Source organism: Acinetobacter sp. P37 (assembly GCF_057480965.1).
In genome coordinates, this window is sequence record NZ_JBLIYY010000012.1 from 82,940 (window position 1) to 95,091 (window position 12,152).

12 protein-coding genes are annotated in these 12,152 nt (G+C 42.0%); 5 read left to right on the plus strand and 7 right to left on the minus strand.

Annotated elements, in window-relative coordinates; translation table 11 throughout:
• The first annotated feature begins 176 nt into the window (after positions 1 to 176).
• Positions 177 to 803, plus strand: coding sequence for an isochorismate family cysteine hydrolase YcaC (gene ycaC, locus AC25JC_RS12105; RefSeq protein WP_078193174.1), 627 nt, complete (start codon positions 177 to 179; stop codon positions 801 to 803).
• Positions 804 to 910: 107 nt separating this feature from the next.
• Positions 911 to 1,834 (plus strand): LysR substrate-binding domain-containing protein, encoded by a 924-nt coding sequence (locus tag AC25JC_RS12110; protein WP_180025069.1) that lies wholly within the window; start codon positions 911 to 913, stop codon positions 1,832 to 1,834.
• A 67-nt stretch (positions 1,835 to 1,901) separates the two neighbouring features.
• On the opposite strand, the gene ahpC is transcribed toward AC25JC_RS12110, so the two are convergent.
• The 4 genes from ahpC to AC25JC_RS12130 all read right to left on the minus strand — a co-directional run bounded on the left by ahpC (position 1,902) and on the right by AC25JC_RS12130 (position 5,960).
• Entirely contained in the window at positions 1,902 to 2,465 is a 564-nt protein-coding gene (gene ahpC, locus AC25JC_RS12115; protein WP_078190520.1) for an alkyl hydroperoxide reductase subunit C, read from the minus strand.
• A gap of 283 nt (positions 2,466 to 2,748) precedes the next feature.
• Positions 2,749 to 3,303, minus strand: coding sequence for a single-stranded DNA-binding protein (ssb, locus tag AC25JC_RS12120; RefSeq protein WP_486924112.1), 555 nt, complete (start codon positions 3,301 to 3,303; stop codon positions 2,749 to 2,751).
• A 51-nt stretch (positions 3,304 to 3,354) separates the two neighbouring features.
• Positions 3,355 to 4,719 (minus strand): MFS transporter, encoded by a 1,365-nt coding sequence (locus tag AC25JC_RS12125; RefSeq protein ID WP_111884498.1) that lies wholly within the window; start codon positions 4,717 to 4,719, stop codon positions 3,355 to 3,357.
• 155 nt (positions 4,720 to 4,874) lie between these two features.
• Positions 4,875 to 5,960, minus strand: coding sequence for a DUF475 domain-containing protein (locus tag AC25JC_RS12130; protein WP_180035454.1), 1,086 nt, complete (start codon positions 5,958 to 5,960; stop codon positions 4,875 to 4,877).
• Positions 5,961 to 6,168: 208 nt separating this feature from the next.
• On the opposite strand from AC25JC_RS12130, the gene tenA reads away from it, so the two are divergent.
• Positions 6,169 to 6,834 (plus strand): thiaminase II, encoded by a 666-nt coding sequence (gene tenA / locus AC25JC_RS12135; protein WP_078193179.1) that lies wholly within the window; start codon positions 6,169 to 6,171, stop codon positions 6,832 to 6,834.
• A gap of 111 nt (positions 6,835 to 6,945) precedes the next feature.
• Here the strand turns inward: tenA and AC25JC_RS12140 are convergent, their stop codons facing one another.
• The 3 genes from AC25JC_RS12140 to AC25JC_RS12150 all read right to left on the minus strand — a co-directional run bounded on the left by AC25JC_RS12140 (position 6,946) and on the right by AC25JC_RS12150 (position 8,714).
• On the minus strand, positions 6,946 to 7,668 hold the full coding sequence (locus tag AC25JC_RS12140) for a hypothetical protein (RefSeq protein WP_486924113.1): 723 nt from the start codon (positions 7,666 to 7,668) through the stop codon (positions 6,946 to 6,948).
• Positions 7,669 to 7,857: 189 nt separating this feature from the next.
• Entirely contained in the window at positions 7,858 to 8,196 is a 339-nt protein-coding gene (locus AC25JC_RS12145) for a GlpM family protein (protein WP_078190528.1), read from the minus strand.
• Between the two features lie 134 nt (positions 8,197 to 8,330).
• The gene (locus AC25JC_RS12150; RefSeq protein ID WP_257221437.1) at positions 8,331 to 8,714 is read right to left on the minus strand and encodes a hypothetical protein; all 384 of its coding nucleotides are present in this window, start codon (positions 8,712 to 8,714) and stop codon (positions 8,331 to 8,333) included.
• A 179-nt stretch (positions 8,715 to 8,893) separates the two neighbouring features.
• Between AC25JC_RS12150 and uvrA the strand changes: the two genes are divergently transcribed.
• Positions 8,894 to 11,725, plus strand: coding sequence for an excinuclease ABC subunit UvrA (gene uvrA, locus AC25JC_RS12155; protein ID WP_111884493.1), 2,832 nt, complete (start codon positions 8,894 to 8,896; stop codon positions 11,723 to 11,725).
• 147 nt (positions 11,726 to 11,872) lie between these two features.
• Positions 11,873 to 12,073 (plus strand): AbiJ-NTD4 domain-containing protein, encoded by a 201-nt coding sequence (locus AC25JC_RS12160; RefSeq protein ID WP_486924114.1) that lies wholly within the window; start codon positions 11,873 to 11,875, stop codon positions 12,071 to 12,073.
• The last annotated feature ends 79 nt before the right edge of the window (positions 12,074 to 12,152 follow it).

Here is a 12,152-nt window from a genome sequence, read left to right on the forward strand (position 1 = left end):
GATTTGAAAAATATAGGGGTTTAAGTCATATTCAACAATAAATTATCCCAATTTTATGATTGTTTTTCTCATTTAAACCCATTCCATTATCCCATTTTTATAGCTATGCTAAATCGAGTTAACACGCAGACTTCATCTGATCCTGCGTACTTGCAAACAGGAAAGAGGACAATAAAATGGGCAAACCTTACGTTCGTTTAGATAAAGACAATGCCGCGGTACTTTTAGTTGACCATCAAACAGGTCTACTTTCATTGGTTCGCGATATTGATCCAGATAAATTTAAAAATAATGTGCTTGCACTGGCTGCAGCCGCGAAATATTTTAATCTTCCAACAATTCTCACCACCAGTTTTGAACAAGGTCCAAACGGGCCATTGGTTCCAGAACTCAAAGAAATGTTCCCTGACGCACCTTATATTGCACGACCAGGTCAAATTAATGCTTGGGATAATGAAGATTTTGTGAAAGCAGTCAAAGCAACCGGCAAAAAACAATTGATTATTGCCGGTGTAGTGACTGAGGTTTGTGTAGCATTCCCAACCTTGTCTGCTTTAGAAGAAGACTTTGACGTCTTTGTGGTGACCGATGCTTCAGGTACTTTCAACCATTTAACCCGCGACTCAGCGTGGGAACGTATGACGCAAGCGGGTGCACAGCTCATGACGTGGTTTGGTACCGCGTGTGAATTACACCGTGACTGGCGTAATGATATTGAAGGTTTAGGTGCGCTTTTCGGCAATCATATTCCAGACTACCGTAACTTAATCAACAGCTATACGCAAAATACTGAAAAGAAATAATCCTCCAGTAGTAAAAAGCGGCTTCGAGCCGCTTTTTTTATACCTGATGTATAAATTGACGTATGATAATTGGAATTGAAATAATTTTTCACTGCATAAGGTGATCCATGCATTCATTTGATGACTATTACTACTTTTACTTGGTGGTGAAACATGGCGGTTTTAGCGCTGCAAGTGAAGCATCGAATATTACAAAATCAAAATTAAGCCGACGCATTTTAGATCTTGAAGCCAAATATAATGTCACCCTTATTCAGCGTTCTACCCGACACTTTAAGGTCACGACATTAGGCCAAGAATTGTATGAAGAATGCATAAAAGTGATCGAACAAGTCGAATGTGCGCATCAGGTGCTCTTGAAGCAAAAAAGTGAACTTGAAGGCTTGGTTAAAATTAGCTGTCCACCAGTCATGATGGAACATCAAATTCGCCCCTTGTTAAATCAGTTTTTAAAAGATCATCCCAAAGTTCAGGTCGAACTCGAGCTGTCTAGCCGCCGTGTGGATGTCTTACATGACGACATTGATTTGGCGATTCGCACCAATTTTAGTAAGAATGAAGACTCGAGTATTATTGTACGTGACGTGATTAAAACCGTGCATTGCTTAGTGATTAGTCCTGAACTTTTACAAGGACGCGAGTTAAAGCATATTACCGAATTGACAGAATTTCCGAGTATCGTTTTGGGCACACAGAAAAACCGCTATCAATGGCATTTGCATCATACAGGACAGCAAGAACAGATTGAAATTGCCTTACAGCCTCGGATTAAAAGCAATGACTTAGCCGGTACTTATTATGCAGCACTCGATGGTTTAGGCATTGCAGACTTACCCTATTTAACCGTGCAAGCAGATATTGAGGCAGGTCGTTTAATTCACCTCTTCCCCGAATGGTGCTCAAATGTCGGTACGGTGCAATTGGTATATGCTTCGCGCAAAGGTCAACGCCTAGTCATGGAAAGATTAATTGACTATTTAGTCGATGGAGTTCGTGGCTATGCTCCAGAACATGATGGCTATTTAGTCTAATGATCTAAACCACAAAAAAGCCAGAACTGAGTTCTGGCTTTTTTAAATCTACGGTTGGATCACCAAATTAGATTTTACCCACTAGGTCGATCGATGGTGCAAGCGTCGCTTCACCTTCTTTCCATTTTGCAGGACATACTTCACCTGGGTGTGCATGTACATATTGAGCAGCTTTTACTTTACGCATCAATTCAGAAGCATCACGACCAATACCACCTGCATTGATTTCAACGATTTGGATTTTACCTTCAGGGTCAATTACGAAAGTACCACGGTCAGCAAGACCATCCGCTTCAATTAAAACATCAAAGTTTTTCGCAAGTGTCCAAGTTGGATCGCCAACCATTGGGTATTCGATTTTCTTAATTTCTTCAGAAGAATCGTGCCAAGCTTTATGCGTGAAGTGTGTATCAGTAGATACTGAATAAATTTCTACGCCCATTTTTTTGAATTCAGCATAGTGATCAGCAAGATCGCCTAATTCTGTTGGACATACAAAAGTAAAGTCAGCAGGATAGAAAAACACCACAGACCATTTACCGTAGAAGTCTTTTTCTGAAACTTCAATAAATTGACCGTCTTGGTAAGCGGTAGCGTTAAATGGTTTTACTTCAGTATTAATTAAACTCATTTGATATTCCTCTAACTCATTTCAGGGATTGCTTATCTGTTGAAGCTAGAATACGACTTATCAAATCATAGGTAAAACCGAACTTTTTTATAAAAACTATCGGATTTTTAGATTTATTATTTATATTAATATTAGATTTTAATCGACGCTACCAATCAATAATCTATTCGCTCAATGCTGAACACAGTACTGGCAAACATTTAGATACACATAAAAAAACCCTCAAGATTGAGGGCTTTTTTTGATGATGATCTACCGTTTTAAACGCTGTGTTTAAGGTTCATTAGAACGGTAAGTCATCATCTAAATCTGCTGCTGCAGGAGCCGGTGTCGGTGCAGGCTGTTGTTTTGGCGCAAAACCACCTGGGTTGTTATTGCCATAACCGCCTTGGTTTGAGCCATTACCGTAGCCACCTTGGTTTTGGTTATTGTTATAACCACCTTGTTGATTATTAAAACGAGGCTGACCAAAATCACCGCCTTGACCTTGTTCGCCTTGTTGGCGATTATTGTCAAGCATTTGCATTTGTTCACCACGAATTTCAGTCGTGTAACGCTCTTGACCGCCTTGATCTGTCCACTGACGAGTACGTAATGAACCTTCAATATAAACTTTAGAACCTTTGCGCAAATATTGCTGCGCAATTTCACCTAAGCGGTTATGTAACACAATACGGTGCCATTCTGTTTGCTCTTTACGTTCACCTGTATTTTTATCTGTCCATGAATCACTCGTTGCAATTGAGAACTGAGTGAGAGAACCACCATTTGGGAAAGTTTTTGTTTCAGGGTCACGACCCAAAGTACCAACTAAAATGACCTTATTTACACCACGCATCAGACGTATTCTTCCTATTTGTTTCTATTATTTACTTTATAAGAGTTATGGTTAAATGGCTACCTCTTTCCCTAACAAGTGCGTTAAATGTTGTCGCGCAGATTCATCCATCTGCTGCTTATCCACTTTTACATAAGCCACTTGCTGGTCAGACATCACCACAACTTCTTCAATACCACGAATTGCTAAAAGCTGAGAAGTCCATTCATCCGTTTCTTTATCTTCAGGCAAACTGAAAACCATAGACGATAAATAACGCGGCTGAGCCAACCCAAAACTAATGATCAACCATAAAATGGCTAGCCCTGTCAGGATGCCCCATCCCATTGCCGTATCATTTAGCAACAGAAGTTGCCCACCAATCATACCACCAAAAAATGCCCCTAGAAACTGACTGCTGGCGTTCACCCCCATGGCAGTCGCTTTGGATTGAATTGGAGCTGCTTTCGATAACCATGACGGTAATAATGCCTCCATCACATTAAATGCGATAAAGAATAAACCTAAGCCTGTCAGCAAAATATATTTTGATTCGAAACCAAAAATTAAGATGCCCAATCCTAAAATAATGCCACCAATGGCGGTCAAGAAAATGCCGCGCATTTTGCGATATTTTTCCGCCAAAATAATACTTGGAAATGCAAAAAACAGGCTCACGACCAAAAGCGGCAAATACACCAGACCATGCGAATGCAAGGGAATATTGGCAAAGTCAATCAACTGAGACGGCACATAGATAAACATCGCTGTGAGAAGTAAATGCAATGAAAAGACTGAAACATGTAAACGATTTAGATCAGGCATTTTCAGTACTTGCTTTAACTGCGTCAGATAACCTTGTTGAAAATTTTTATGATGACGCGTTACTTTCGGTACCAATAGCAACATCGCAATCGCGGCAAGTCCCATGATGGTGGTCACCCAAAATAAACCCGAGATGCCGACTAAACCTGTGAGCCAAGGCCCAAGGCTGAACGCGACCACAAAGGACAAACCGATACTCATCCCCATCATGGCCATGGCTTTAGTACGCTGTTCTTCACGTGTGACATCGGCTAACAAAGCCATCACTACTGCAGATACAGCACCACCACCGGCAATCGCACGCCCGATAATCACGCCATAGATACTATCGGACATCGCCGCAATTGCACCGCCTAAAGCAAACAACAGCAGCCCAATTACCACCAACGGTTTACGACTATAACGGTCTGCAATTAGACTAAACGGGATCTGTAAAATCGCTTGAGTTAAACCATAAACACCCACCGCTAAACCAATAAGTGCTGGTGTTGCCCCTGCATATTGCTGACCTGCCACAGAGAAAACAGGAATAATCATGAACAGCCCCAGCATACGTAAGGCGAAAATACTACTCAAAGCAAAAGTTGAGCGTCGTTCAAGAGCATTCATCATAGCTGGTTAAAAATTCATTAATCTTGGAATGGGATTATAGGACATTCAGCTTAAAGCGAAGCAGGATTTTTATTGATTTTAAATATCCTGATGATTGGACAAATAAAAAGCGCAGCTGATGCTGCGCTTTTTGGGAGATTTTAGGCAAATTTAAATTAGCCTAAATTTTCTTGACGCTTTTTATATTGAATTGAGGCAATCACAGCCCAAACAATAAATGCCACACCAATTAGACCCGTTACCACTTCAGGGACATGAAGACCTGTGCCACTTGCCAACATAATGAAGGCCAAAGCACCAATCGCATAATGCGCACCATGTTCAAGGAAGATATAAGCATCTAAGGTGCCTTTATCCACTAAGTAAATGGTCATTGAACGCACGAACATAGCACCAATAGCAAGACCGAGCATAATGATTACCACATCAGAGGTAATCGCAAATGCACCAATCACACCATCAAAACTGAATGAGGCATCGAGTACTTCAAGGTAAAGGAAACCACCAAAACCTGCTTTGATCACGCCCGTCGGTACGCCATTTGCGTCATGTCCAACCGCATTACCGTTTTCATCAACTTCAGGTTCACCACCCAATAAATGACTCAGTACTTGGACACCGATATACACCACGATCCCCCAGATACCCGCCATCACTACCGCTAGACGAGAGGCTTCGGCCACGTTTGCTGCCATTACCAATAACGCAATTAGGGCAATAAACACGGACATCGCAGGAACGTTTGCAAGATTAGCTAAACGGCGCTCTAGCCAACGGAACCAATGGGTATCTTTCCCTTCATCTAAGAAGAAGTTCAGGAATACCAACAATAAGAAAGCACCACCAAAGGCCGCAATTTCTGCATGATGTGCCATCAATTTTGCAGAGTATTCAATTGGATTATTCAATGCCAATTGCACCACTTCCATAGCGCCCATGTCAGCCGTTACAGCAACAATGACGATTGGGAAAATCAAACGCATACCGAATACAGCAATCACGATCCCGACAGTTAAGAAAATCATTTTCCAGAAATGATCCCAACCACGGAGTACCGATGCATTCACTACAGCGTTATCAAATGATAATGATACTTCCATCACTGCCAAAATTGCAGTAATGGTCAGTGCTGTCAGCATGGCTTGCACACCTGCATTTGGGCCATGATTCAGACCCCAATATGCAGAAATAGCAAGACACACGATAGTAAAGACGATTGAGAAACCAAAATGTTTCATCATGATAGATCGACCTATTTATTCAATAAGATTTCAAAATGAGGGAATCCCCCAGTTTGAAGCTAAGTTTATGGCGCAATTATGCCGCTTTTCAGGATTGAAACCAAAAATTATTCGTTACATTTTGAATAAACACTCTAAGATGGAGGCTCTCAATTACATCGCATCATGGTGTAGACCCGTCTTTCATTTTTAACGACAGGAATGTTCAATGCGTTTTTCTGAAGAAGTTTGGCAACGTAATACCGCGTTATATCAGCAGATACTCCATCTACCTTTTAATCAGGAATTGGCTCAGGGCAGTTTAAGCCGCGACGCCTTTTGTCACTATGTCATTCAGGATGCCCATTATTTATTGGCCTATGGTCGTGCGCTTGCAGTGTGTGCAGCCAAGGCGTTTGATGCCGACGATGTGATTCAGTTTTCTGAAGCGGCAAAAATTGCCATCGTGGTGGAACGAAGTCTGCACAATGACTTTATGCAAGGTTTCAACATCAGCAAAGAACAGTTTGAAAATACCCCACTGACCCTTGCCTGCCATCATTACACTTCATTTCTAACAGCGACAGCATGGTCAGAAAGTTACCCTGTGGTCCTTGCCTCACTCCTGCCTTGCTTTTGGATCTATGCTGAAGTCGGCAAAGCCATTGTCAGCCAATCTGTGCCTAATAACCCTTACCAAGCATGGATCGACACCTACTCAGGTGAAGACTTCAATACTGCTGTGCAAAACGTGATTCAAACTATTGATCGAGTGGCGGCTCGCTGCGATGCAGATACACGTGAAAAAATGCATGCGGCTTATACGAACGGCGCAAAATTAGAATGGATGTTCTGGGACAGCGCGTATCAACAGCGCACATGGCCTGTAGAATAAACCTTTGATTTAAACTGTATAAAAAATTAAGGATCTAAAATTGCTTTTAGATCCTTTTTTAATATGGTTAGATTCGGTTTTTAGAATGACCATGCACGATCATTTCAGGCATTAGCGTTTAAAACGATACCATCCGAGAAAAATCCCCATCGCGATAATCACCAAAAAAATCGCCAAACGTGCTTCACGCAATTCACTGCGCGCTGCTTTGCGTTCCTGCATTTCTTCTGAATGAAATTGTGATTTGATCATCGGATCAAGTTGAGCAATGGCCAATAAATCTTTGGGCTTTTCACCTTTGCCTAAAATGAAATACAGCCCTTTCATCTGCATTTCATTGAGTTTGCCCAGTTCGATATTCAGTTGGGTAGCTTGTGCATTATAGTCAGGTACCCAATCTTCTACGCGGGCATATACATGGGCACGACTGGTATCAAAGAGTGATGCATCCAGCACTTTCTTGCCCGTTTGATCTTCCAGTTGTTCACTCAAATCGGAGAATTGGGACAGTACATAGTCTTTTTTCTGTGCCAACTGTACGCCGTCAAAAGCATACTCTTGTATTTTTTGTGCAGGATTATTTTTCAACAATAAGCCTTGGGGAACGACTTTAAAGTCCAGAACAGTATTGTCAGGGACTTGGTTGGTTTGCAGCACCATATAGACCACAGACCATAGCTGTTCATTTTGCCCGACCGCAGGCACGCTCACGCTATAACGCTGCTCGGCTGCCGGGTCAATAAACTGTTCAAACGCGAGGATTTGACTGTCTTCAGCCCACAGGATTTGGCTTGAAAACATGAGGCAGATGATCACCCAAAATTGTTTTAACATTATTTGCTCTTATCATGATTATTTTCTGTTCTGGCAGAATTATAATTAATTATTCAAATACTTACATTTAAAATCAAACATTTAACGATTGGAAATTCATCATAATTTTAGCCAAATCTATTGTTTTATAAATGATCTAGAACCAATGAAAAGTTGATCTGAATCAACACCGATATAGGCTTTTGATGCTTACTGAAAACTCTGCCATGCATAAATCAAAACAGCCGCAGCAAGCACCCAACTCAACGTTGCTACACTCAAACATGCCGTTAAGCTCATACGTGTAGCGAGCAGGTACACCATTAATAAATAAATGAAATATGGGATGAGAGACCAGAGTCCAAACAGTGCTGTTTTTTGTAATGCGGCTGCACCCTGATCATTTGCCACGATCACATGGGCAATCAACGCAAAAGTCGGAAACAATGGGACCAGTCCTGCAATATAAAATGCCTTACTTTTAGACAGCAAAGCAATTAATACCACAACAAAGGCACCCATTAAGCTTTTGAGAAATAAGGACAACATGGCATTCTATAGTTTCGAGAAAACTGCATTTTACGCCTTTTCTGCGATAGTCCTAAGATTTTCCAATGGATTGTTATGCGCATGACACAGGAGATTTAAACGATGAACTCAAAACAGTCACAGCGCTTTTATCTTTATGCACCTTTACACCATAGGCTAGATGTAAAGCGCGCCTTTTGTTGCTCAGCCATGTGCTTAAACTGTGCTTGAACTTTTAAATCTTCAGCACTCATCAAATGTTGATTGTTTTCAACAATTGCCAAAACCAAATCAAACTGTTGAGGAATTTTTTCGCAAGCCAGCTGCTTTTTTTCAGCTTCTGTTTTGGCTTGACCTAATTTCGCAATATACAGATCAATTTTTTCACTTTCGGTATTCAGCGCCAAAGTTGCTTGTTCTAAGCTGTCATATTTTTGCGCTTTCGGTGTTTGGTTCGGGGTACATGCACTCAAAAACACACTACACATCAATAAACCCATCACACCTAATGTTGGATTGAGATGAAGTTGCCATTTCATGTTAAAAGTCCTAGATTGCTGATTTGCGGATGTTTTAGGGCATCGGCACAGACAGCTATATTTTGATTCGGCCTTTTTTCTCACAAAGTCACGCATAAATCTAGGTTTAAATTACACTTGAACATTTTTCATGCGCTATCATATATAGGTTTTTCGATGAATATTTTAGGACCCCTTGCATGAGCCAAAGCCATATCCGTATTCGAGGCGCACGTACCCATAACTTAAAAAATGTGTCACTCGATATTCCACGCGACAAGTTTGTGGTCATTACGGGTCTTTCTGGTTCAGGGAAGTCCTCTTTGGCTTTTGATACCTTGTATGCTGAAGGTCAACGTCGCTATGTTGAGTCCTTATCTGCCTATGCACGCCAATTCCTTTCGCAAATGGAAAAGCCCGAAGTTGACTCGATTGAAGGCTTGAGTCCTGCGATTGCCATCGAACAAAAATCAACGAGCCACAACCCACGCTCAACAGTGGGAACAATCACCGAAATTTACGACTATTTACGTCTACTCTATGCCCGTGTCGGCACGCCGTATTGTCCTGAACATGACCTCCCGATGGTGGCTCAGACTGTGTCTGAAATGGTTGATACCGTCAAAGGTCTAGAAGAAGGTACGGCGCTTATGTTGCTTGCCCCTGTGGTCCGTGACCGTAAGGGTGAATACACCAACTTATTTGAACAATTACAAGGTCAGGGTTTTGTCCGTGCCCGTGTCGATGGTGAAGTTATTGATATCGACACACCACCCGAATTAGACAAAAAGAAAAAGCACACCATCGAAGTCGTTGTTGACCGTTTTAAAGTTCGTGATGACCTCGGTAACCGTATTGCAGAAAGCTTTGAAACGGCTTTACGCATGGGCGGCGATATTGCCATTTTGTCGTGGATGAAAGGCGAACAAGAAGATCGCGTATTTTCTGCTAAGCACTCTTGCCCTGAATGTGAACGTGCCGTTGGTGAACTTGAACCACGGCTATTTTCCTTCAACAATCCATTCGGTGCCTGCCCTGTTTGTGATGGTTTAGGCACACGCAGCCATTTTAGTGCTGACAAATTGATTCCTAATAATGAAGTTTCGATTAGCCAAGGGGCGATTCGCGGTTGGGACCGTCAACGTCCGTATTACTACAGCATGATTCAGAAAGTCGCTGATCATTTTGGTTATTCTTTAGATACACCGTGGAATGAACTCGATGCCGAGACCAAAAAGAAATTCCTTTATGGTACAGGCAAGGAAAAAGTTGACCTCAGCTATATTGATGAACGTGGTCGTTCGCACAAACGTGTGCAAGCCTTTGAAGGGATTCTACCTCACCTAGAGCGTCGCTACCGTGAAACGGAGTCGAACTATGTGCGTGAGGATTTAGCACAGTATTTATCCAATGCCGCATGTGATGCTTGCGGTGGCTCACGTCTCAATGAAATTTCACGCCATGTCCGAGTTAAAGATAAAACCATCGCACAGATCACCAAGATGTCGATCGGCGATGCTGAAAGCTATTATCAAGATCTCAACTTAAGCGGTGCTAAAGGCGAAATTGCTGACAAGATTTTCAAAGAAATCCGTGAACGTTTGCACTTCCTCGTCTCTGTGGGTTTGAATTATTTAAGTTTATCGCGTTCGGCAGAAACACTGTCGGGTGGTGAAGCTCAGCGTATTCGTTTGGCTTCGCAAATTGGCGCGGGCCTCATGGGCGTGATGTATGTCCTCGATGAACCCTCTATTGGTTTGCATCAGCGTGATAATGATCGTCTACTAGAAACATTAGTACGCTTGCGTGACTTAGGTAATACCGTATTAGTTGTAGAACATGATGAAGATGCGATCCGTGCCGCCGACCATATTATTGATATTGGCCCCGGTGCAGGTGTGCATGGCGGTCATGTGATTGCCGAAGGGACGTATGATGAAATTTTGGCAAATCCAGATTCATTAACTGGTCAATATCTATCAGGAAAGCTCAGTATTGATGTGCCGAAAACACGCACACAACCGCCAAAACCTGAAGAGCAAATTAAGTTAATGGGCGCTGCGGGTCATAACCTGAAAAATGTCGATTTGACTATTCCTTTAGGTGTGATGACCTGTGTGACAGGTGTATCAGGTTCAGGTAAATCGACGCTGATTAACCGTACTTTGTTACCACTTGCAGCAACTCAATTGAACGGTGCAACCACACTGACTGCGGAAAAATTTGACTCGATTGACGGCTTACAGTTCCTCGATAAAGTCGTCGATATTGACCAAAGCCCAATTGGTCGTACACCACGTTCAAACCCCGCAACTTACACTGGTTTGTTCACCCCTATTCGTGAACTGTTTGCGCAAACCCCTGAAGCTAAAGCACGTGGTTATGCGGCGGGTCGTTTCTCATTTAATGTGAAAGGTGGTCGCTGTGAAGCCTGCGAAGGTGACGGCATGATTAAAGTCGCAATGCATTTCTTACCTGATATGTATGTGCCTTGTGATGCCTGCCACGGCAAGCGCTATAACCGTGAAACTTTAGAAGTTGGCTATAAAGGTCGTAACATTTCTGATGTATTAGAAATGACGGTTGAAGATGCAATGCATTTCTTTGACGCTATTCCTGTGATTCACCGTCGTTTGGAAACCTTGAACCAAGTGGGCTTGGGCTATATCCGTTTGGGTCAGTCTGCAACCACACTTTCAGGTGGTGAAGCGCAGCGTGTGAAATTGGCTCGTGAGTTGGCAAAACGTGATACAGGTAAAACCTTGTACGTGCTTGATGAACCGACGACAGGTCTGCACTTCCATGATATTGCCAAATTGCTCGACATCCTGCATGAGCTACGTAATAAGGGTAATACCATCGTGGTGATTGAGCATAACTTGGATGTGATTAAAACTGCCGATTGGATTGTGGACTTAGGCCCTGAAGGTGGTGCAGGTGGCGGTATGATTATTGCTGAAGGTACACCTGAGCAGGTGGCTAAGAATAAAGTGTCGCATACAGCAAAGTTTTTAAAGCCGATGTTGAAATAACGCGATTTATTGTACTTAATCCTCCCCAACCCTCCTTTAAAAAGGAGGGAGTTTCCATTACCAGCAAAATGCTGTTCCCCTCTTTGAAAAAGAGGGGTTAGGGGAGATTAAAAATAAAATATAAGATTAAAATTTTTGGGGAAAATAATGCGGTTTTCAGAACGATATGGATATAAACCTGTACGAGAGATTATTCAAAAGGAAAGTATGGATGATCACTTAAAAAATGGATTATGGAGTATTTTTGATACTTATATTTGGAAAAAAGTTACACATGAATATTGGCAATACAAACATACCAACAGCTCTAACATATATACTCTCATTTATAATAGACTTCTTTCATAATTCATTTTTTGCTCAGCTCTAAATTATAGATTCCCGCAATTAAATTGAATCTTAAGCCCAGTCTTTTTCCTCGATTACG